Here is a 22272-nt window from a genome sequence, read left to right as displayed (position 1 = left end):
CCGAGCGCGAACTCCTCCTGCTCCGGCCGGCCGATCCCCCACTTGGCGGCGATCATCTCGGCGCCGGCGAACTGGTTCACCGCCCGGTCCCCGTACCGCGCCCGCCACCCCTCGCTCCCGGCGTAGGGCCCCTGGGTGAAGCCCAGCGGCTCGGCGGCCTGCCGGGTCGCGTAGGCGATGGGGATCTGCGACATGTTCTGTACGCCCCCGGCGACCACCAGGTCCTGTGTCCCGGACAGCACGCCCTGCGCCGCGAAGTGCACGGCCTGCTGCGAGGACCCGCACTGACGGTCCACGGTCACCCCGGGCACCTCCTCGGGCAGCCCGGCCGCCAGCCAGCAGGTCCTCGCGATGTCCCCGGCCTGCGGCCCGACGGTGTCCAGGCATCCGAAGACGACGTCCTCGACGGCGGCCGGATCGACCCCGGCCCGCTGGATCAGCGCCTTGAGCACATGGGCACCCAGGTCGGCCGGGTGGACCCCGCTCAGTCCTCCTCCGCGCCGCCCCACGGGCGTGCGGACCGCTTCGACGATGTAGGCCTCGGCCATGTCAACTCCCTCACGGAAAAGGGCTATTCACGTACGGCGATCCCGTCCAGCACCATCGACAGGTACTGCCGGGCGATCTCCTCTGGACTGTGCTGCCCGCCGGGCCGGTACCAGGACGCGGCGACCCATACCGTGTCCCGCACGAACCGGTAGGTGAGCCGGACGTCGAGGTCGTCCCGGAAGACCCGGTCCGCGACGCCGCGCTCCAGCGTGGTCAGCCACGCCTTCTCGAACTTGCTCTGGGACTCGGCGAGGAAGGCGAACCGCTCCTGCGCCGCCAGCTGCCGGGACTCCTTCTGGTAGATCGCGACGGCGGCGCGGTGCCGGTCGATCTCCTTGAACGACTCGGTGACCAGGGCCTGGAGCGTCTCGCGCGGCCCGAGCCCGGCCTCCAGGACGGCGTCGTAGCCGTCCCAGAGCTCGTCCAGGAAGGTGTGCAGGATCTCCTCCAGCATCGACTCCTTGGAGTCGAAGTGGTAGTAGAGGCTGCCCGCGAGCATGCCCGCCTGGTCGGCGATGGTCCGTACGGTTGTTGCGTTGTAGCCCTGCTCGGCGAAGACCTCTGCGGCGGTGCGCAGGAGTTCGCGGCGGCGCGCCGGCGCGGCGCCGGTCACCTGGGGCTTCTTCTTGGTCGGCACGTGACCCATTGTGGTCTGCACCCGCGCCTAGGGGTGCCGGCTGCTGACGGACACGACCTCTCCGGTCATGTACGAGGAGTAGCCGGACGCCAGGAACACGATCACGTTGGCCACCTCCCAGGGTTCGGCGTACCGCCCGAAGGCCTCGCGGGCGGTGAGCTCGGCGAGCACCTCGGGCGTCGTCACCTTCACCAGGTGCGGATGCATGGCGAGGCTCGGCGCGACGGCGTTGACCCGCACTCCGTACTCGGCGGCTTCCAGCGCCGCGCACCGGGTCAGCGCCATCACGCCCGCCTTCGCCGCGGCGTAGTGCGCCTGCCCGGCCTGGGCGCGCCAGCCGACGACGGACGCGTTGTTGACGATCACTCCACCGCCGGTCTCCCGCATCGCCCGCAGGGCCGCCCGGGTGCACCGGAAGGTGCCGTTCAGCGTCACGTCCAGCACGCGGGACCACTGCTCGTCGCTCATGTCGACCAAGTCGGCCGTCCCGCCCAGGCCCGCGTTGTTGACGACGATGTCCAGCCGCCCGTGCTCCCGTACGGCCGCCGCGAAGAGCGCCCGCACCTGGGCATCATCGGTGACGTCACAGGGGGCCGCCGCCACCGCGCCCGCGAACTGACGCCCCAGCTCTGCCTCGTACTCCTTCAGCCGTCGCGCATGCGCGTCGCTGATCAGCACGCGCGCGCCCTCCTCCAGGAACCGGCGGGCGGTGGCGCCGCCGATCCCCGCCCCGGCCGCCGCGGTGATGACGGCGGTGCGCCCGGCGAGCAGTCCGTGCCCGGGGACGTATGACGGAGCCTCGACGTCTGTCATGGCACCACGCTAACCTACCAAACACTTGTTAGGGAAGGGAGCGGGCACCCGTGGACCTGGACGAGTCGGCCGAGGAGCAGGCGTTCCGCGCACAGGCCCGGCAGTGGCTGCGGGCCCACGTGCCCGCCGAGCCACCGGCCTCACTGGAGACGGAGGAGGGCTTCGCCGAGCACCGGGCGTGGGAGGCGCGGCTGTATGCGGACCGCTGGTCGGTGGTCTCCTGGCCGGAGGAGTACGGCGGGCGGGGCGTGGACCTCGTCAAGTGGCTGATCTTCGAGGAGGAGTACTACGCGGCGGGCGCTCCGGGCCGGGTCTCGCAGAACGGCATCAGTCTGCTGGCCCCCACCCTCTTCGACCACGGCAGCAGGGAGCAGCGGGCCCGGATCCTGCCGCCGATGGCGAGCGGCGAGGTGATCTGGGCGCAGGCGTGGTCGGAGCCGGAGGCGGGCTCGGACCTGGCGTCCCTGACCTCCCGGGCCGTCCGCACCGACGGTGGCTGGCTGCTGTCGGGCCAGAAGACCTGGTCCTCCCGCGCGGCCTTCGCCGACCGCGCCTTCGGCCTGTTCCGCAGCGAGCCGGGCACCCCGAAACCCCACCAGGGCCTGACGTACGTGATGTTCGACCTGCGCGCCCCCGGCGTCACGATCCGCCCCGTCGCCCGGCTGGACGGCAAGCCCGCCTTCGCCGAGCTGTTCCTGGACGCTGTCTTCGTCCCGGACGAGGACGTCATCGGCGAGCCCGGGCAGGGCTGGCGGATCGCGATGTCGACGGCCGCCAACGAGCGCGGCCTGACGCTGCGCTCCCCCGGCCGCTTCCTCGCCGCCGCCGGCCGGCTGCACGAACTCTGGCAGGCACAGGGAAGTCCGGAATCCGCACGGCAGAGAGTGGCCGATGCCCTCATCGGCTCCCGCGCCTACCAGCTCTTCACCTACGCGGCCGCCGCCCGCTTCCTCGAGGGCGAACCGCTCGGCGCGGAGTCCAGCCTGAACAAGGTCTTCTGGTCCGAGTACGACATCGCGCTGCACGAGACCGCCCTCGACGTCCTCGGGCCGGACGGCGAGTGCGCGGACACGGAGTGGTCCGAGCCGTACGTCTTCTCCCTCGCCGGCCCCATCTACGCCGGCACGAACGAGATCCAGCGCGACCTCGTCGCCGAACACCTGCTGGGCCTGCCGAAGGGACGCCGCTGATGCGCTTCCTCCTCGACTCCGATCAGCGTGCCTTCGCCGCCTCCCTGGACGCGATGCTGAGGTCCGCCGAGACGCCTATCGTCATACGGGACTGGAGCCGCGGCGAGCACACGAGCGGCCGCAAGCTGTGGTCCCGTATCGCCGAGGCGGGGGTGTTCGCGCTGGCGGTACCCGAGGCCTACGACGGAGTGGGCCCTCGCCCCGTCGAAGTCGCCGTCGCCTTTGTGGAGTTGGGGCGGCATGCGGTGCCGGGGCCGTTGGCGGAGACGGTCGCGGCGGCCGTACTGCTCACCGAGCCGGACGCTCTCGCCGAACGCTTCCTCCCCCGGCTGGCAGCAGGCGAGTCGATGGTGACGCTGGCGCCCGAAGGGTCGTACGCCCTCGACGGCGACGCGGCGGCCACCCGCCTCTCCCTCACACCCGACGGCCTGCGTCTCGCCCCCGGCCACGCGCCCGCGCGTCCCTCCCTCGACCCCGCCCGCCGCCTCACCCCCCTCCTGACCGGCGGTGAACTCCTCTCCCCCGCCCCGCCGGCCGACCGCGCCCTCACCTGGGCCCGGCTCGCCACCGCCGCCCAGGCCCTCGGCGTGGGGCTCGCGCTGCTGGACCGGACGGTCGCGTACGTCAGGCAGCGCACGCAGTTCGGGGTCCCCGTCGGCTCGTTCCAGGCGGTCAAGCACCGGCTGGCCGACGCGAAGATCGCCCTGGAGTTCGCGCGGCCGCTGGTCTTCGGCGCCGCGCTGACGATGAGCCCGGCCGACGTGGCCGCCGCGAAGACGACGGCCTGCGAGGCGGCGTACACCACGGCCCGGACGGCCCTCCAGCTGCACGGCGCGATCGGCTACACCGCGGAGTACGACCTGTCCCTCTGGCTGACCAAGGCCCGCGCCCTGCGCACCGCCTGGGGAGGCCCCGACGAGTGCCGGACCGTCGTCCTCAATGCCCGTGCCCGCCCCCGCGGGTGATCTCCCGGTACTCCTCCCGGGTCGGCTTCGGTATGTGGCTGCCGGGCCCGAACATGGCCCGGGCCAGCCGGCCCCGCACCCGCTGGGAGACCGTGACCGGACGGCGCACGCCGTTGGCGTCGACGCGCGGTCCGATCTCGTACGGCGCCGGCTGCTCGTGCTGGGTGAGGGTGAACCGCTGGTCCTGGGCGAGGTGTTCGTGGACCTCGATGTACTCGCCGTGCGGCAGCCGCTTGATGGTGCCGGTCTCCCGGCCGTGCAGCACCTTCTCCCGGTCGCGGCGTTGCAGGCCCAGACAGATCCGCTTGGTGACGATGAACGCCAGCACCGGCGCGACGAAGAAAGCGATCCGCACGAACCAGGTGATGGCGTTGATCGACAGATGCAGATGCGTCGCGATGATGTCGTTGCCGCCGCCGATCAGGCACACCGCGTACAGCGTGAGCCAGGCGACGCCGAGCCCCGTGCGGACGGGGGCGTTGCGCGGCCGGTCCAGGATGTGGTGCTCGCGTTTGTCGCCGGTGATCCACGCCTCGATGAAGGGGTAGATCCCGATGGCGGCCAGGATCAGCGGGAACAGCGCGAACGGGATGAAGACGCCCAGCACCAGGGTGTGGCCGAAGGCGCTGATCTCCCATCCCGGCATCACCCGGATCAGGCCCTCGGAGAAGCCGAGATACCAGTCGGGCTGGGCGCCGGTGGTGACGAGGTCGGGGCGGTAGGGGCCGAAGGCCCACACGGGGTTGATCTGCGCGAGGCCACCCATGATCGTGAGCACGCCGAAGACCAGGAAGAAGAAGCCGCCCGCCTTGGCCATGTAGACCGGCATGAAGGGCATGCCGACGACGGACTTCTGGTCGCGGCCGGGGCCGGGGTACTGGGTGTGCTTGTGGTAGAAGACCAGGATCAGATGGGCCACGACCAGGCCCAGCATGATCCCGGGCAACAGCAGGATGTGGATCGGGTACAGCCGCGCGATGATGTCGTGCCCCGGGAACTCCCCGCCGAACAGGAAGAACGACAGATACGTGCCCACGATCGGGATCGACAGGATCGCGCCCTGGGCGAAGCGGATGCCGGTGCCGGACAGCAGGTCGTCGGGGAGCGAGTAGCCGGTGAGGCCGGTGATGATGCCGAGCATCAGCAGCGTCCAGCCGAACACCCAGTTGATCTCGCGCGGTTTGCGGTAGGCGCCGGTGAAGAACACCCGCATCATGTGCACGAGCATGCCGGTGACGAAGACCAGCGCCGCCCAGTGGTGGATCTGCCGGATCAGCAGCCCGCCGCGCACATCGAAGCTGATGTCGAGGGTGGACTCGAACGCCTTGGTCATCACGACGCCGTTGAGCGGTGTGTAGGACCCTTCGTAGACCACCTCGGCGCTGCTCGGCTCGAAGAACAGCGTGAGGTAGATGCCGGTGAGGATCAGTACGAGGAAGCTGTAGAGGCAGACCTCGCCCAGCATGAACGACCAGTGGTCCGGAAACACCTTGCGCATATTGGCCTTGGCCAGCGCGTACAGGCCGAGCCGTCCGTCGGCCCAGTCGGCCACTCGCTCGCCGCGCGGGGCCGTGGCGGCCCGTGTGTTCCCCGATCGTGCGCCGTCACCCATGAGCTGCATCGCCTCCCCGTCGGATCAACCTCAGGGTGACACGGCGTCCCGTTCTAGCCAACAGTGCGGCAGGCGGCTCAGGTTCGTACGATCCCCTGTGCCCGCGCGGCCGCCAGCCACTGGGGGAAGTCGCCCACCAGTCGGTCGTACAACTCGGCGTCGGACACCGCCCGTGGATCCGCACCGGCGTGGAAGAACCCCGCGTTGTCGACGACCCGTTTGTCCGGTACCGGCAGCTCGTCGAGCCTGCGCAGGAACTCGAACTGCCGGCTGTTCGGATCGCCGAAGCCGATGAACTGCCAGAACAGCGGCAGCCGAGCCGCCTTGCACAGATAGCGCTCCGCGGCGAGCTTGTTGATCGGCCCGCCGTCGGTCTGGAAGACGACCAGGGCGGGATCCGTGGAGCCGCTGTCGAGATAGTGGTCGATGACGGCGTCCATCGCCAGGTGGTAGCTGGTCTTCCCCATGTGCCCGAGCCCGGCCACGATCCGTTCGATGCGCCCCCGATGGTCGGCGAGTGCGATGTCGGTCTCCGCGTCGATGTCCGTCGAGAAGAACACCACCGGCACCCGGCCGTCGTCGTCGAGGTGCGCGGACAGCCCCAGCACCCGGTCGGCCAGCGCCTGCACGCTGCCGTCCCTGTAGTACGGCTTCATCGAGCCGGAGTAGTCGACCACGAGGTAGACGGCGGCCCTCTGCCCGTCCAGCCCGTGCCTGGCGAGCGACACCCCGGCGCTCTTGTAGAGACTGACCAGTGCGGGTGCGGTTTCCTCGACCTTGCTGAGACTGATCGCCGCCATGCGGGCTCCCCCTTCGCTCACCTGGACCGACGCCGAGGCTACGGCACTGGGGCCTGTCCGGCGGATCAGGTCGCAGGAAAGCGACGGTGACTGATCGGCGCTGGTGAGCGGGGGCGATGGGGGTGCCCCCGCGCATGGGGTCCCCCGCTCGAGCGAAGGAGAGGGTGGGGGAGGGCGTGCCAGACCCCGCGTCTGCGGCATGATCCGCCGGACAGGCCCTGGGCCCCACCTCTCCCCCCGTCCACAGGCGTTCGCTATTTTGATCGCCGCCGCCCCGCCGGCTCGCCGTCCGTTCACCCCTAAGAGGAGCCGGCTGTGGAACCCGAGTCCGCCGTCACCACCTGTTATCGCCATCCCAAGGTCGAGTGCCACGTCCGCTGCACCCGCTGCGACCGGTACATCTGCCCCGACTGCATGCGGGAGGCGGCCGTCGGCCACCACTGCCCGGAGTGTGTGAAGGAGGGCGCCCGCTCGGTGCGCCAGGCGCGGACCGCGTTCGGCGGCCGGATCACGGCGGTGCCCCTGGTGACGTACGTGCTGATCGCGCTCAACGTCCTTGCCTACGTCGCGGCGTTGGTACTCCCGGCGATCGTGGACCGGTTCGGGATGCTCGGCGCCGGACTCGTGGGACCGGACGGCGTGCACTACGTCTGGCAGGGGGTGTACCTGGGGGGCTTCGAGGCGGAGGGAGTTGTCGACGGGGAGTGGTACCGGCTGCTGACCGGCGCGTTCCTGCATTCCCCGCCCACCGAGGGCACGTTCGGGATCCTGCACATCGTGATGAACATGGCGGCGCTGTGGAACCTCGGCCGCACGGTGGAGCATCAGCTCGGCCGGGTCCGCTACCTCGCCCTCTATCTGCTGTCGGCGCTCGGCGGCTCGGTCCTGGTGCTGCTGCTCGCCCCCGACGTCCGCACCGTCGGCGCGTCCGGCGCGATCTTCGGTCTGGGCGCCGCGTACTACGTGATGTCCCGCCGCCTCGGCTACGACATGAACGCCGTCAACCGCTTCATGGCGGCCCTGCTGCTGTGGCTGGTGATCTCCGCGGGCTTCACCTCCTGGGAGGGGCACCTGGGCGGGCTGCTGGCGGGTGGGCTGGTGACGCTGGCGTTCGCGTACGCGCCGCGGGAACGGCGTTCGCTGATCCAGGCGGGGGCGTGTGTGGCGCTGCTGGTGCTGCTGGTGGTTCTGACGGTCGGGAAGGTCACCGCCCTGACGTGAGAAAAAGGCGACGGCGCCTGCCCAGTCGTCCGGTCGGGGACTGGCGGGCAGGCGCCGTCTTCGGGGGTTGTCCGGGGGAAATCCCCCGGACAACCAGCCCGTACGCCTTTGTACGGGACGTTCTGTGATCGGCCGTCAGACCATCAGCGCCCGGTCCGTCGGACGGATCGGCGCCGGCAGGTCGCTGGCGCCGGTCAGGAAGCGGTCGCAGCCGCGGGCGGCCGAGCGGCCCTCCGCGATCGCCCACACGATGAGCGACTGGCCGCGGCCGGCGTCACCGGCGACGAACACGCCCGGCACGTTCGTCTGGAAGTCGGCGTCGCGGGCGATGTTGCCGCGCTCGTCGAGCTCCAGGCCGAACTGGTCGACCAGCCCGTTCTCCCGGTCGGTGCCGGTGAAGCCCATGGCGAGGGTGACCAGCTGGGCGGGGATCTTGCGCTCCGTACCTGGCTTCGGGGTCAGCTTGCCGTCGATGAACTCGACCTCGGTGAGGTGCAGCCACTGGACGTTGCCGTCCTCGTCGCCCTCGAAGTGGGTGGTGGAGACGGAGTAGACCCGCTCACCGCCCTCCTCGTGCGCCGAGGTGACCTTGTAGAGCATCGGGAAGGTCGGCCACGGCTGGGCGACCGGGTTCCGCTCGTCGTTCGGGCGGGGCATGATCTCCAGCTGCGTCACCGAGGCCGCGCCCTGGCGGTGGGCGGTGCCCACGCAGTCGGCGCCCGTGTCGCCGCCGCCGATGACGACGACGTGCTTGCCCTCGGCAGAGATCGGGGGCGCCACGTAGTCGCCCTCCTGGACCTTGTTGGCCAGGGGCAGGTACTCCATGGCCTGGTAGATGCCCTTGAGCTCGCGGCCGGGGACCGGGAGGTCACGGGCGGTCGTCGCACCGACGGCCAGCACCACCGCGTCGTACCGCTTCTTCAGGTCCGTGGCCTTCAGGTCGCGGCCGATCTCGATGCCGGTGCGGAAGCGGGTGCCCTCCGCGCGCATCTGCTCGATACGGCGGTTGATGTGCCGCTTCTCCATCTTGAACTCGGGGATGCCGTACCGGAGGAGGCCTCCGACGCGGTCCGCGCGCTCGTAGACGGCGACCGTGTGGCCGGCCCGGGTGAGCTGCTGGGCGGCGGCCAGGCCCGCCGGGCCCGAGCCGATGACCGCGACCGTCTTGCCGGACAGGCGCTCGGGGATCTGCGGGGCGACGTCACCGGTCTCCCACGCCTTGTCGATGATCGAGACCTCGACGTTCTTGATGGTGACGGCCGGCTGGTTGATGCCGAGCACACACGCCGACTCACAGGGAGCCGGGCACAGGCGGCCCGTGAACTCCGGGAAGTTGTTCGTGGCGTGCAGGCGCTCGGAGGCGGCCGCCCAGTCCTCGCGGTAGGCGTAGTCGTTCCACTCGGGGATCAGGTTCCCCAGCGGACAGCCGTTGTGGCAGAACGGGATGCCGCAGTCCATGCACCGGCTGGCCTGCTTGCTGATGATCGGCAGCAGCGAGCCGGGGACGTAGACCTCGTTCCAGTCCTTGACGCGCTCCTCGACCGGGCGGGACTTGGCGACCTCACGGCCGTGGTTCAGAAAGCCCTTCGGGTCAGCCATTGATCGCCGCCTCCATCATCTTCTCGGTGATCTCGGACTCGGAGAGACCGGCTCGCTCGGCGGCGTCCTTGGCGGCGAGCACTGCCTTGTACGTGCTGGGGATGATCTTGCTGAAGCGCTCCACGGACACGGACCACTCCGCGAGCAGCTTCTCGGCGACCGTGGAACCGGTCTCCTCCGCATGCCGGCGCACCACGTCGTGCAGCCACTGCTTGTCGGTGTCGTCGAGCGCCTCGACCGACTCCACGTTGCCGACGTTGACGTTGTCGCGGTCGAGGTCGATGACGTACGCGATACCGCCGGACATACCGGCCGCGAAGTTGCGGCCCGTCTCGCCGAGCACCACCGCGTGACCGCCGGTCATATACTCGCAGCCGTGGTCGCCCACGCCCTCGGAGACGACCAGCGCGCCGGAGTTGCGGACGCAGAAGCGCTCGCCGACCTTGCCGCGCAGGAACATCTCGCCGCCGGTCGCGCCGTACGCGAGGGTGTTGCCCGCGATGACGCTGTACTCGGCGAGATGGTCGGCGTTGCGGTCCGGGCGGACGATGATCCGGCCACCGGACAGGCCCTTGCCGACGTAGTCGTTGGCGTCGCCCTCGAGGCGCAGTGTGACACCGCGCGGGACGAAGGCGCCGAAGGACTGGCCCGCGGACCCGGTGAAGGTGATGTCGATGGCGTCGTCGGGCAGGCCCGCGCCACCGAACTTCTTCGTCACCTCGTGGCCGAGCATGGTGCCGACCGTCCGGTTGATGTTGCGGATCGCGACCTGCGCGCGGACCGGCTGGGCGTCGTTCGCCGAGTCCACGGCGAGCGCGTCGGCGGCGAGCTTGATCAGCTCGTTGTCGAGCGCCTTCTCCAGGCCGTGGTCCTGCTCGATGAGCTGGTGGCGCACCGCGCCCTCGGGCAGCTCGGGCACGTGGAACAGCGGGGCCAGGTCCAGGCCCTGCGCCTTCCAGTGGTCGACGGCCCGCGTGACGTCGAGGGCCTCGGCGTGGCCGACGGCCTCCTCGATGGAGCGGAAGCCCAGCTCGGCGAGGATCTCGCGGACCTCTTCGGCGATGTACTGGAAGAAGTTCACGACGTACTCGGCCTTGCCGGTGAACCGCTCGCGCAGGGTCGGGTTCTGGGTGGCGATGCCGACCGGGCAGGTGTCCAGGTGGCAGACGCGCATCATGACGCAGCCGGAGACGACGAGCGGCGCGGTCGCGAAACCGAACTCCTCGGCGCCGAGCAGTGCGGCGATGACGACGTCGCGGCCGGTCTTCAGCTGACCGTCGGTCTGGACGACGATCCGGTCGCGCAGGCCGTTGAGCAGCAGCGTCTGCTGGGTCTCGGCGAGGCCGAGCTCCCAGGGGCCGCCCGCGTGCTTCAGCGACGTCAGCGGCGAGGCACCCGTACCACCGTCGTGACCGGAGATGAGCACCACGTCCGCGTGGGCCTTGGACACACCGGCGGCGACCGTGCCGACGCCGACCTCCGAGACCAGCTTCACGTGAATCCGCGCCTGCGGGTTCGCGTTCTTCAGGTCGTGGATGAGCTGGGCCAGGTCCTCGATGGAGTAGATGTCGTGGTGCGGCGGCGGGGAGATGAGCCCCACACCCGGCGTCGAGTGCCGGGTCTTCGCCACCCACGGGTACACCTTGTGGCCGGGCAGCTGGCCGCCCTCGCCGGGCTTGGCGCCCTGGGCCATCTTGATCTGGATGTCGTCGGAGTTGACCAGGTACTCGGAGGTCACACCGAACCGGCCCGACGCCACCTGCTTGATCGACGACCGGCGAGCGGGGTCGTAGAGCCGCTCCGGGTCCTCGCCGCCCTCACCGGTGTTGGACTTGCCGCCCAGCTGGTTCATGGCGATGGCGAGGGTTTCGTGCGCCTCCTTGGAGATGGAGCCGTACGACATGGCGCCCGTCGAGAAGCGCTTGACGATCTCGGAGACCGGCTCGACCTCGTCGATGGAGATCGGCTGCCGGTCGGACTTGAAGCCGAACAGACCGCGCAGCGTCATCAGCCGCTCGGACTGCTCGTTCACGCGCTCCGTGTACTTCTTGAAGATGTCGTAGCGGCCGGTGCGCGTGGAGTGCTGGAGGCGGAAGACCGTCTCCGGGTCGAACAGGTGCGGCTCGCCCTCGCGGCGCCACTGGTACTCGCCGCCGATCTCGAGTGCGCGATGCGCCGGGGCGATACCGGAGGCGGGGTACGCCTTGGCGTGCCGGGCGGCGACCTCCTTGGCGATGACGTCGATGCCGACGCCGCCGATCTTGGTGGCGGTGCCGTTGAAGTACTTCTCCACGAAGGCCTCGTCGAGACCGACGGCCTCGAAGACCTGGGCGCCGCGGTAGGAGGCGACGGTGGAGATGCCCATCTTGGACATGACCTTCAGGACGCCCTTGCCGAGGGCGTAGATCAGGTTGCGGATGGCCTTCTCGGGGTCGATGCCGGGCAGGAAGGTGCCCGCGCGGACCAGGTCCTCGACGGACTCCATGGCCAGGTACGGGTTGACCGCGGCGGCGCCGTAGCCGATGAGCAGGGCGACGTGGTGGACCTCGCGGACGTCACCGGCCTCGACCAGCAGGCCTACCTGGGTGCGCTGCTTGGTGCGGATGAGGTGGTGGTGGACGGCCGCGGTGAGCAGCAGCGACGGGATCGGCGCGTGCTCGGCGTCCGAGTGCCGGTCGGAGAGGACGATCAGGCGGGCGCCGTTCTCTATCGCGGCGTCGGCCTCGGCGCAGATCTCCTCGATGCGCGCGGCGAGGGCGTCGCCGCCGCCGCTGACCCGGTAGAGGCCGGAGAGGGTCGCGGCCTTCATGCCGGGCATGTCGCCGTCGGCGTTGATGTGGATGAGCTTGGCCAGCTCGTCGTTGTCGATCACCGGGAAGGGCAGCACGACGCTACGACAGGAGGCGGCCGTCGGCTCCAGCAGGTTGCCCTGCGGGCCCAGCGACGAGCGCAGGGAGGTGACCAGCTCCTCGCGGATCGCGTCCAGCGGCGGGTTGGTGACCTGCGCGAACAGCTGGGTGAAGTAGTCGAAGAGGAGACGCGGACGGTCGGACAGCGCGGCGATCGGCGAGTCCGTACCCATCGAACCGATCGGCTCCGCACCGGCCTTGGCCATCGGGGCGAGGATGACGCGCAGCTCCTCCTCGGTGTAGCCGAAGGTCTGCTGGCGGCGGGTGACCGAGGCGTGGGTGTGCACGATGTGCTCGCGCTCGGGCAGGTCGGAGAGCTCGATCTCGCCGGCCTCCAGCCACTCCGCGTACGGGTTCTCGGCGGCGAGCTGGGCCTTGATCTCGTCGTCCTCGATGATGCGGTGCTCGGCGGTGTCGACGAGGAACATGCGGCCCGGCTGCAGACGGCCCTTGCGGACGACCTTGGCGGGGTCGATGTCGAGGACGCCGACCTCGGAGCCGAGGACGACGAGACCGTCGTCGGTGACCCAGTAGCGGCCCGGGCGCAGACCGTTGCGGTCGAGAACCGCGCCGACCTGGGTGCCGTCGGTGAAGGTGACGCAGGCCGGGCCGTCCCAGGGCTCCATCATCGTGGAGTGGTACTCGTAGAACGCGCGCCGGGCCGGGTCCATGGAGTCGTGGTTCTCCCACGCCTCCGGGATCATCATCAGCACCGAGTGCGGAAGCGAACGTCCGCCGAGGTGCAGCAGTTCGAGGACCTCGTCGAAGGACGCCGAGTCGGAGGCGTCGGGCGTGCAGATCGGGAAGACCCGCTCCAGCTTCTCCGGGGAGCCGAACAGCTCGGAGTACAGCTGGGACTCGCGGGCCCGCATCCAGTTGCGGTTGCCCTTGACGGTGTTGATCTCACCGTTGTGCGCGACGAAGCGGTACGGGTGGGCCAGCGGCCACGACGGGAACGTGTTCGTCGAGAACCGGGAGTGCACGAGCGCGATCGCGGAGGCGAACCGGCGGTCGGACAGGTCCGGGAAGAAGGGCTCCAGCTGGCCGGTGGTCAGCATGCCCTTGTAGACGATGGTCCGCGCGGACAGCGACGGGAAGTAGACGCCGGCCTCGCGCTCGGCGCGCTTGCGCAGCACGAAGGCCTTGCGGTCGAGCGCGATGCCCTCCGAGACGCCGTCGCTGACGAAGATCTGCCGGAAGGCCGGCATCGTCGAACGGGCGGTGGCACCGAGCAGTTCGGGGGCGACGGGGACCTCGCGCCAGCCGAGGACGGTCAGGCCCTCTTCGGCGGCGATCGTCTCGATCTGCGAGACGGCGTCGTCGGTCCCGTCCTCGGGCAGGAAGGCGATGCCTACGGCGTAGGCGCCGGCCTCGGGCAGCTGGAATCCGGCCACCTCGCGGAGGAAGGCGTCGGGTACCTGGGCGAGGATGCCGGCGCCGTCTCCGGAGTCCGGCTCGGAGCCGGTGGCCCCGCGGTGCTCGAGGTTGCGCAGAACCGTGAGCGCCTGCTCGACCAGCGCATGGCTCGCCTCGCCGGTGAGGGTGGCCACAAAGCCGACGCCACAGGCGTCGTGCTCGTTGCGGGGGTCGTACATACCCTGCGCAGCAGGGCGAGCATCCATGAACGACCAGTTCTGGCCATTCGTGGACTGCTGGGACGGCTGGCGCGGCGTACGCATCGGCTCTCCCGTCGTCGTCATGTGGCTTGAGGTCCTCCCAGGCCTTCGGCTCTGGGGGAAGGGTGCCGAGGGACGACGCTGGCCCTCTGCGTGAGATCTCCGATGAGACCAAAATTTCGTGCAGGTTACATGATGGAGCGGTTCTCGGGAACCGGATACTCCGTTCCAACATGCGGACGCCGCGGGTGGCGGCGGGGTACCGCGCACGGGCGGCGGAGGTATGGGGGCCGAAGCGGACAGATCGGTGTCCGACGACCCGAAAGATCAGGGAAGCAGCGTCGCCACCCTGGGGTGCGCCGCAGGCCTCATTGCCCACAGCGCTTACGGCTCATGCCCCGCGGTTAAGCATTCGAAACCAGCGAGTAACGGCTACTTATGCGGCCCAACGCATAAGTCCGAGCCGCTTTATCCTACGGCCGTCCCGAACAAACTGCCCAGGGCGTACGTCACACCGGCCGCCGCGCCACCCAGGGCGAGCTGCCTGAGCCCGCTGTACCACCAGGTCCGCGCGGTCACCTTGGCCACTACGGCACCGCAGCCGAAGAGCCCGAGCAGCGCGAGCAGCACGGCGGGCCACAGCGCGGTCGCCCCCAGCAGATACGGCAGTACGGGGAGCAGGGCGCCCAGCGCGAAGGAGCCGAAGCTCGACACGGCGGCGACCAGCGGCGACGGCAGGTCCCCGGGATCGATGCCGAGCTCCTCGCGGGCGTGTATCTCCAGCGCCTGGTCGGGATCCTTCGACAACTGCCGGGCGACCTCCCGGGCCAGCCCCGGCTGGACGCCTCTCGCCTCGTAGAGCGCCGCGAGCTCGGCCTCCTCGTCCTTCGGGTGCTTGCGCAGCTCGCGCCGCTCCACGTCCAGTTCGGCCTCGACGAGCTCGCGCTGCGAGGCGACGGAGGTGTACTCACCGGCGGCCATCGAGAAGGCGCCGGCAGCGAGGCCCGCGAGTCCGGTCAGGACGATGGTCTGCTGACTGACCGCGCCGCCCGCGACACCGGTCATCAGGGCGAGGTTGGAGACCAGGCCGTCCATCGCACCGAAGACGGCGGGGCGCAGCCAGCCGCCGTTCACGTCCCGGTGCGTGTGGTTGTCGCGGTGCGCCTCGTGCAGCGCCGCCTCGGTCTCGATGATGGCCATACCGTTCCCCCTGTAGATTCTTTGGACGAGTTCTACTTTTCGACAACGCCCAGACTACGTCGCAAATTTCCCACCGGCCAGCAAGGAAAGGCTGGGCTAACCTGCGGTTTTACCGTTTCTTGCTCATTCGTTCGAAGTCCCGCTCAGATGTCGACCGGGTGACGCTGAGGCCCGAGAGGCTGCGCCGCACACCGCACCGGGGACAGATCCGCAAAGAGAGGAGGCCGCGATGGCATCGATCGCCTGCATTCCCTCGGTCCCGGCCCGCGAGGACACCGCCGGACTCCGCGACCGGGCCCGCGGCGCTCTGCTCGGTCTCGCCGTCGGCGACGCCCTCGGCGCACCCGCGGAGAACCTGAAGCCCTCCGAGATCCGCGCCCGCTGGGGCCGCATCACCGGTTACGTCGCCGACCGGCCGTCGGGCACGGACGACACCGAGTACGCGATCTTCTCCGGCCTGCTGCTCGCCCGGCACGGCTCCGCCCTCACCCCCGCCCACGCCGAGGCGGCCTGGCACGCCTGGATCGCCGACCGCGCCGAGGGCCCCTTCCGCGGCGCCGGCTTCAGCGAACGCGGCACGCTGGAGAACCTCCGCCGCGGCCTGGCCGCGCCCATCTCCGCCCAGCACCGCCACGCCTGGAGCGACGGCCTCGCCATGCGGGCGGCACCCTTCGGGGTGTTCGCCGCGGGCCGCCCCGCCGAGGCGGCCCGGCTGGTCGCGATCGACGGCTCGGTCAGCCATGACGGCGAGGGCATCTATGGCGGGCAGGCGGTCGCGGCCGGGGTCGCGGCGGCGATGGCGGGCGCCCCGACGGTCGCCGTCGTGGCCGCGGCCCTGGCCGTCGTCCCGGACGACTCCTGGACGGCCCGCTCACTGCGCCGGGCCGTGGCCGTCGCCCACCGCGGCGAACGCGCGGTCCGCTCCGCCGTCGTGATCGGCGGCTACCCGTGGACCGACCTCGCGCCCGAGGCGGTCGCCCTGGCTTTCGGCGCGTACGCCGCGGCCGACGGTGACTTCAAGGGGGCCGTCCTCACCGCGGTCAACATGGGCCGCGACGCCGACACCACGGCCGCGGTCGCCGGCGCCCTGGACGGTGCGACGCAGGGCGCCGGCGCCATCCCGGCCGAGTGGGCGGCTGCCATCGGCCCGGCCCGGGGCACCTGTCTGCCGTCGATGGCGGGCCACCACGTGCTGGACGTGGCGGATCTGCTGACGCCTCCAGAGGCGGACGTCGCAGGGAACGGGGACCCCGTACCGCACGGCGATCCCGCGGAAGACCCCGGTCTCGTACGGGACACCGCTCCCCTGCGCGCCGACGCCGCCCCGCCGCCCGACCCCGCCGCCTATGTCCTCGCCGCCGACGAGGACGAGGTGCGGCCGTGAGCCGCCGGGTCGAGGGGCTGCTGCTGGGCCTCGCCGCCGGTGACGCCGCCGGCTGGCCGGCCGCCCGGCACCGGGCCGCCCGGATGCCCGAGTGGACCCGGCGCCTCACCCGCGAGCTGGACACCTTCGCCGAGCACAACGCGACCACCACCCTCCCCGTCCCCATCGCCCTCAACCAGCCCCCGGAGCCCCTCCGCCTCGGCCCCTCCGACGACGCGGAGTGGGCGGTGTTCGCGGCGGAGGCGGTGCTGCGGGCCGGCGACGACAGCACGCTCGGCGATCTCAGCCGGGACCGCCGGATACGCGCCGCCATCGACCTGACCTGGAGCGCCGTCGCGAGCGAAGTGGCGGCGGCCGCCGAACGCGCCCCCGAGGTCGAGTCCGCCGTACTGCCGCTGCGCGCCCGTATCTCCGTCCGGGCCGGCCTCGGCAACCTCGCCGCCGGCCTGCGCCCGCCCGCCACTGGCCACGACAACCCGCACTACTTCGACGACGCGGCCTGCGTCCGGGCCTGCGTCCTCGCCGTGGCCCACCCCGGCGACCCCATACTCGCCGCCTCCCTCGCCGAGTTCGACGCCCGCTACACCCAGGACGGCGACGGTGTGCACGGCGCCCGCGCGATGGCCGCCGCAGTGGCGCTCGCCCTGACCGGTGCCGACGCGGCGGCGTGCGTGAGCGCCGCGCTCGCCGAACTGCCCGAGGAGACGGAGATCGGCCGCAACACCCGCCACGCGCTGAAGCTGGCGGCGGACGCCGAGAGCGCCTTCGCCCTGGTCCCCCTCCTGGAACACCAGATCGTCGACCACGTCTACAGCTACGGCATCGCCGCCGCAGAGACGGTCCCGGTCGCCCTCGCCCTCTCCACCGCCTCCGCCGGCCGCATCCGGGATGCGGTGCCTGCGGCGGCCTGTCTGTCCCGGGTCGCGGACTCGGCCCCGGCCCTGGCGGGCGCCCTGACCGGCGCGCTGGGCGGTGGCGCGGCGATCCCGGCGTCCTGGCGCGACACCTGCCGCACCCTGCCCGGCTGTGTCCTCCCCCGCCTCAACGGCACCGACCTGGTGGAACTCGCCGAACTCCTGGAAGCCGCACAACCGGCCCCACCAGAGGGATGATTCGGGGCATGACGCCCAAAGGAGAAGAAAGCCGAGCGCACAGTCCGCACTCTCTCGACGACCGGATCGCCGGCGCCCTGGTCGGCGCGGCCGTCGGCGACGCCCTCGGCGGCCCCGTCGAGGGCTACTCCCCCGACCGGATCGTCGAACGCCACGGCGGCCGCGTCCACGGCATCGTCGGCCCTTGGAACGGCGCCGACTGGCGCACCGCCCGCCCCATCGCCCCGTACCACAAGGGCGACGGCCACGTCACCGACGACACCCTGCTGACGCACGCGCTGGTACGGGTCTACGCGCAGGTCCGCGATCACCTCGACGCCTACGCGATCGCCGACCACCTGGTCCCCGACCTGATGACGACCCCGCGCTGGATCCCGGAGCTGGAGACGGAGGCACTCCCCCTGCACCGGATCTTCCTGGCGGAGAAGTGGCTCGTGACGAGGCTCCACTACGGCCATGTGGACCCGCGAGAGGCAGGCGTCGGCAACATCGTCAACTGCGGTGCCGCGATGTACATGGCCCCGGTCGGCCTGGTCAACGCGGCCAACCCGGCGGGCGCCTACGCCGAGGCGCTCGACCTCGCCGGCGCCCACCAGTCGTCGTACGGCCGCGAGGCGGCGGGCGTCTTCGCGGCGGCGGTGGCCGCGGCGTGCACACCGGGGGCTACGCCGGACTCGGTGGTGACCGCGTGCCTGGAGCTGGCGAAGGACGGCACACGGGCGGCGATCGAGCAGGTCTGCGAAGCGGCGTCCCACCACAGGGACTTCGAGTCGGCCCTGACACCGCTGCGCGACGCGGTGGCCCCGTACGACACCGTGGGCCCCGACTACCGCGCCCCGTCCCTGGGCGCCCGCCGCCCCTCCCGCCTCCACTCGATCGAGGAACTGCCCGTCGCCCTGGGCATGTTGGTCGTGTCGGGCGGCGACTACCGGCAGGCGGTCCTGGGTTCGGTGAACTACGGCCGCGACTGCGACTCGATCGCCACGATGTCCGGCGCGCTGGCCGGCGCCCTGGGCTCACCGGTCCCGGAGGACTGGTCGAAGACGGTCGCCGAGGCCAGCCGCCTGGACCTCTGGGAACCGGCCCGCACTCTGACCGAAGTCACCAGGGAGATCTTCAAACGGGACGTACGCCGACGCCGTACCCACGAGCAGATGTTCACTGCGCTGGGAGGCACCGCATGCTCCGACTGACCTGGGTCCAACCGGAGGACCTGATCGGCCACGAGATCCGCCAGGCACACCAGGACGGCCGCGAACCGACAGCGATCGCAAAGCGCTGGGAGGCAGCGGGCGGCCCGAAGGCCCCCCTCCGCGCAGGCGCCTCCCCACAACCGGCATCCCGCTACCTGCGCCAACTGGCAGAAGACCTCCTGGACGAACTGGCAGACCTGCCAAGCAGCCTGACAGAGACCGAACCAACGGACCTGCCGAAGATCAAGACCCTGTGCCCCGACTGGCCCGCACATGCCGTCAGTCCGCGGGCAGTCGTGCCGCCTGGGGCGGCACGGGTGGGCGCTGGGGGTCCCCCCTCTGGGGGAGGCACCCCCTCAGCGCCGGGCTGCGCGACCCACCCCCGCCCAGCCCCCACCCAGGTCACCCTGGAAGCCGCCTGGCTGGGCCGAGCCACCGGCTGCCTCCTCGGCAAGCCGGTGGAAAAACTCCCCCTCACCGCCATCCGCCAACTAGCCCAGGCAACCGGCAACTGGCCCCTCACCACCTACTTCACCGCCCAGGGAGTCCCCTCCGAGCTCCTGTCCACGCACCCCTGGAACCGCCGCTCGGCCCACACCTCCCTCGCCGAGAACATCGACGGCATGCCCGAGGACGACGACCTCAACTACCCCCTCCTCAACCTCCTCCTGCTCCAACGCCACGGCAAATCGTTCACCACCACCGACGTAGCAACCCTCTGGCTGGACGAACTCCCCGCCGGCCGCACCTTCACCGCCGAACGCATCGCCTACCGCAACCTCCTCACCAGCATCGAACCCCCGCACACCGCCCGCCACCGCAACCCCTTCCGCGAATGGATCGGCGCCCTGATCCGCGCCGACATCCACGGCTGGACCAACCCCGGCGACCCGGCCGCCGCTGCCGAACAGGCCCACCGGGACGCCACCCTCACCCACACCGCCAACGGCGTCTACGCGGCGATGTTCACCGCCGCCACCATCGCCACCGCGGCCACCGGCACCACGGACATCCACACCAGCCTGCGCACCGGCCTCTCCGTCGTCCCCCCGCACTCCCGCCTGGCCGAAGCCGTCCACCATGCCATCCAACTGGCTGAATCCCACGAGGACTTCGACATGGTCGTGGACGAACTCCACGCCCGCCACGCCGCCCACCACTGGGTTCACGCCATCCCCAACACCGCCCTGATCGCCGCCGCCCTCACCCACGCGGACGGCGACTTCGCGGGGTCCATCTGCCGTGCGGTGTCCGGTGGTTGGGACACCGACTCGAACGGCGCGACGGCCGGCAGCATCGCCGCCCTCCTCGCCGGCACCCCCACCGCCCTCCCCGACCGCTGGACCACCCCGCTGAAGAACCGCCTGTCCACCTCCGTCGGCGACTTCAACGGCACCGGCTTCGACACCCTGGCCCACCTGACCCACCTGGAGGCCCTCCGCCCATGACCCCCATGAGCACCCCACCCCTGACCGGTCTCCGCGTCCTCGACATGGCCACCCTCTTCGCCGGTCCCCTCGCCGCCACCATGCTCGGCGACTTCGGCGCGGAGGTCGTCAAGATCGAGCACCCCACCAGGCCCGACCCCTCCCGAGGCCACGGCCCGGCCAAGGACGACATCGGACTGTGGTGGAAAATCCTCGGCCGCAACAAGCGCACCATCACCCTCGACCTCTCCAAGCCCGGCGGCCGCGCCACCCTCCTCCGCCTCGCCGCCACCGCGGACGTCGTCATCGAGAACTTCCGCCCCGGCACCCTGGAGAAGTGGGACCTGGGCTGGCCGGAACTCTCGGCCGCCAACCCCCGCCTGGTGCTCACCCGTGTCACCGGCTTCGGCCAGTTCGGCCCGTACGCGCACCGCCCCGGCTTCGGCACCCTCGCCGAGGCGATGAGCGGCTTCGCCGCGATCACCGGCGAACCGGACGCGCCGCCGACCCTCCCGCCCTTCGGCCTGGCCGACTCGATCACGGGCCTGGCGACGGCGTACGCGGTGCTGACCGCCCTCGCCGCCCGCGACCGCACCGGCGAGGGCCAGGTCGTCGACATGGCGATCATCGAACCGATCCTGACGGTGCTGGGCCCCCAGCCGACCTGGTACGACCAGCTCGGCCACATCCAGCCCCGCACCGGCAACCGCTCCCAGAACAACGCCCCGCGCAACACCTACCGCACCGCCGACGGCACCTGGGTCGCCGTCTCGACCTCGGCCCAGTCGGTGGCGGAACGCGTGATGCACCTGGTCGGCCGCCCCGACCTGATCGACGAACCGTGGTTCGCCACGGGCGCCGGACGGGCCCGCCACTGCGACGTCCTCGACAAGGCGGTGGGCGACTGGATCGCGCAACGTACCCGGACCGAGGTCCTGGCCGCCTTCGAGAAGGCCGAAGCGGCGGTGGCACCGGTCCAGGACGTACGCGACGTGATGACGGACCCGCAGTACGCGGCCCTCGGCACGATCACCACGGTCGACGACCCCGATCTGGGCCCGCTGCGCATGCAGAACGTCCTCTTCCGTCTCTCCGCCACCCCCGGCGCGATCCGCTGGGCGGGCCGCCCGCACGGCGCGGACACGGACGCGGTCCTCACCGAGCTGGGCCTGACCCCGGCCGAGTTGACGTCGCTGCGCACGGAGGGCGCACTGTGACCCCGCTGACCTGGCTGTACGTCCCCGGCGACCGCCCGCACATCGTCACGAAGGCCCTCGCCTGTGGCGCCGACGTCGTCGTGATCGACCTGGAGGACGCGGTCGCCCCGGACCGCAAGGACTACGCCCGCGCGGCCACCGCGGAGCTTCTCTCCGAGGCCCAGCCGGTGCCGGTACACGTCCGTGTGAACGCCGTGGGCACACCCCTGGCGGCGGCCGACCTGAAGGCGGTGGCCACGCTCCCGGGCCTGTCGGGCCTCCGCCTGCCGAAGGTGACATCGGCCCGGCAGGTCGTGCAGGTGGCCGAGTCCACGGCCTCCGACGCGGCACCTCCCCTGTACGCCCTCCTGGAAACGGCGCTGGGCATCGAGCACGCCCACGCCGTCGCCCGCGCACACCCGTCCCTGCGCGGTATCGCCCTGGGCGAGGCGGACCTCAAAGCCGACCTGGGCGTACGCGCCGACAGCGGCCTGGACTGGTCCCGCTCCCGCGTCGTCGTCGCCGCACGCGCGGCGGGCCTGCCGCCCCCGTCCCAGTCCGTCCACCCCGACACCCGCGACCTCGACGGCCTGGCGGCGAGCTGCGCCCACGGCCGGGCCCTGGGCTTCCTGGGCCGTGCCGCCATCCACCCGCGCCAGCTTCCGGTCATCGAGCGGGCCTACCGCCCGACACAGGAGGAGATCGAAAAGGCCGAAACCATCGTCAAGGCAGCAGCCACCAACCTGGGCGCGCAGGCCCTGCCCGACGGAACGTTCATCGACGCGGCGGTCGTGACAGCGGCGAACCGAACCCTGTCCCTGGCCCACCGCCACTGAGTCCCGTTCCTCG

17 protein-coding genes are annotated in these 22272 nt (G+C 71.3%); 9 read left to right on the top strand and 8 right to left on the bottom strand.

Annotation, left to right across the window (positions count from 1 at the left end; genetic code table 11):
* From ACTWQJ_RS02880 to ACTWQJ_RS02870, 3 genes are all read right to left on the bottom strand, one after another.
* Positions 1–548 (bottom strand): thiolase family protein (locus ACTWQJ_RS02880; protein WP_443305026.1); only part of this gene is annotated, 548 nt, incomplete at its 3' end.
* A gap of 23 nt (positions 549–571) precedes the next feature.
* Positions 572–1186 carry a TetR/AcrR family transcriptional regulator gene (locus ACTWQJ_RS02875; protein WP_224740052.1) on the bottom strand — a complete coding sequence of 205 codons (615 nt, stop codon included), beginning with the start codon at positions 1184–1186 and terminating at the stop codon, positions 572–574.
* A 27-nt stretch (positions 1187–1213) separates the two neighbouring features.
* Positions 1214–1999, bottom strand: a complete 786-nt coding sequence (locus ACTWQJ_RS02870) for an SDR family oxidoreductase (protein WP_443305025.1) — start codon at positions 1997–1999, stop codon at positions 1214–1216.
* Between the two features lie 50 nt (positions 2000–2049).
* On the opposite strand from ACTWQJ_RS02870, the gene ACTWQJ_RS02865 reads away from it, so the two are divergent.
* A complete protein-coding gene (locus tag ACTWQJ_RS02865; RefSeq protein WP_443305024.1) occupies positions 2050–3189 on the top strand; it encodes an acyl-CoA dehydrogenase family protein in 1140 nt (379 codons plus the stop codon).
* Positions 3189–4154 (top strand): acyl-CoA dehydrogenase family protein, encoded by a 966-nt coding sequence (locus tag ACTWQJ_RS02860; RefSeq protein WP_443305023.1) that lies wholly within the window; start codon positions 3189–3191, stop codon positions 4152–4154. Before ACTWQJ_RS02865 ends, ACTWQJ_RS02860 begins: the two co-directional genes overlap by 1 nt.
* On the opposite strand, the gene qcrB is transcribed toward ACTWQJ_RS02860, so the two are convergent.
* Together qcrB and ACTWQJ_RS02850 are read right to left on the bottom strand one after the other, a co-directional pair.
* The gene (gene qcrB / locus ACTWQJ_RS02855; protein WP_443305029.1) at positions 4126–5766 is read right to left on the bottom strand and encodes a cytochrome bc1 complex cytochrome b subunit; all 1641 of its coding nucleotides are present in this window, start codon (positions 5764–5766) and stop codon (positions 4126–4128) included. The two genes, ACTWQJ_RS02860 and qcrB, sit on opposite strands and share 29 nt — an antisense overlap.
* 77 nt (positions 5767–5843) lie before the next feature.
* Positions 5844–6566, bottom strand: a complete 723-nt coding sequence (locus tag ACTWQJ_RS02850) for a vWA domain-containing protein (protein ID WP_443305022.1) — start codon at positions 6564–6566, stop codon at positions 5844–5846.
* A 315-nt stretch (positions 6567–6881) separates the two neighbouring features.
* Here ACTWQJ_RS02850 and ACTWQJ_RS02845 point away from each other — a divergent pair, with 315 nt between their 5' ends.
* On the top strand, positions 6882–7787 hold the full coding sequence (locus tag ACTWQJ_RS02845) for a rhomboid family intramembrane serine protease (RefSeq protein WP_443305021.1): 906 nt from the start codon (positions 6882–6884) through the stop codon (positions 7785–7787).
* A gap of 135 nt (positions 7788–7922) precedes the next feature.
* Here the strand turns inward: ACTWQJ_RS02845 and ACTWQJ_RS02840 are convergent, their stop codons facing one another.
* The 3 genes from ACTWQJ_RS02840 to ACTWQJ_RS02830 all read right to left on the bottom strand — a co-directional run bounded on the left by ACTWQJ_RS02840 (position 7923) and on the right by ACTWQJ_RS02830 (position 15111).
* Positions 7923–9386: a glutamate synthase subunit beta gene (locus tag ACTWQJ_RS02840; protein WP_443305020.1), complete on the bottom strand. Its 1464-nt coding sequence runs from the start codon at positions 9384–9386 to the stop codon at positions 7923–7925.
* Entirely contained in the window at positions 9379–13974 is a 4596-nt protein-coding gene (gltB, locus tag ACTWQJ_RS02835) for a glutamate synthase large subunit (protein ID WP_443305028.1), read from the bottom strand. The genes ACTWQJ_RS02840 and gltB overlap by 8 nt, the downstream gene beginning before the upstream one ends.
* A 405-nt stretch (positions 13975–14379) precedes the next feature.
* Positions 14380–15111, bottom strand: a complete 732-nt coding sequence (locus tag ACTWQJ_RS02830) for a VIT1/CCC1 transporter family protein (RefSeq protein ID WP_443305019.1) — start codon at positions 15109–15111, stop codon at positions 14380–14382.
* 229 nt (positions 15112–15340) lie between these two features.
* Between ACTWQJ_RS02830 and ACTWQJ_RS02825 the strand changes: the two genes are divergently transcribed.
* From ACTWQJ_RS02825 to ACTWQJ_RS02800, 6 genes are read left to right on the top strand one after another with little or no spacing between them, the layout of a single operon-like run.
* Entirely contained in the window at positions 15341–16495 is a 1155-nt protein-coding gene (locus ACTWQJ_RS02825; protein WP_443305018.1) for an ADP-ribosylglycohydrolase family protein, read from the top strand.
* Positions 16492–17607 (top strand): ADP-ribosylglycohydrolase family protein, encoded by a 1116-nt coding sequence (locus tag ACTWQJ_RS02820; RefSeq protein WP_443305017.1) that lies wholly within the window; start codon positions 16492–16494, stop codon positions 17605–17607. The genes ACTWQJ_RS02825 and ACTWQJ_RS02820 overlap by 4 nt, the downstream gene beginning before the upstream one ends.
* A gap of 8 nt (positions 17608–17615) precedes the next feature.
* The gene (locus ACTWQJ_RS02815; RefSeq protein WP_443305016.1) at positions 17616–18800 is read left to right on the top strand and encodes an ADP-ribosylglycohydrolase family protein; all 1185 of its coding nucleotides are present in this window, start codon (positions 17616–17618) and stop codon (positions 18798–18800) included.
* The gene (locus tag ACTWQJ_RS02810) at positions 18788–20248 is read left to right on the top strand and encodes an ADP-ribosylglycohydrolase family protein (protein ID WP_443305015.1); all 1461 of its coding nucleotides are present in this window, start codon (positions 18788–18790) and stop codon (positions 20246–20248) included. The genes ACTWQJ_RS02815 and ACTWQJ_RS02810 overlap by 13 nt, the downstream gene beginning before the upstream one ends.
* 5 nt (positions 20249–20253) lie before the next feature.
* A complete protein-coding gene (locus ACTWQJ_RS02805) occupies positions 20254–21444 on the top strand; it encodes a CaiB/BaiF CoA transferase family protein (protein WP_443305014.1) in 1191 nt (396 codons plus the stop codon).
* The gene (locus tag ACTWQJ_RS02800) at positions 21441–22259 is read left to right on the top strand and encodes an HpcH/HpaI aldolase/citrate lyase family protein (protein WP_443305013.1); all 819 of its coding nucleotides are present in this window, start codon (positions 21441–21443) and stop codon (positions 22257–22259) included. Before ACTWQJ_RS02805 ends, ACTWQJ_RS02800 begins: the two co-directional genes overlap by 4 nt.
* Positions 22260–22272: the final 13 nt, after the last annotated feature.

The organism is Streptomyces sp. KR55, from assembly GCF_052245645.1.
GTDB classification, from domain to species: Bacteria; Actinomycetota; Actinomycetes; order Streptomycetales; family Streptomycetaceae; genus Streptomyces; species Streptomyces flavusporus.
Note: the sequence above shows the minus strand (reverse complement) of the source record. Positions and strands in the feature narration are given on the sequence as shown.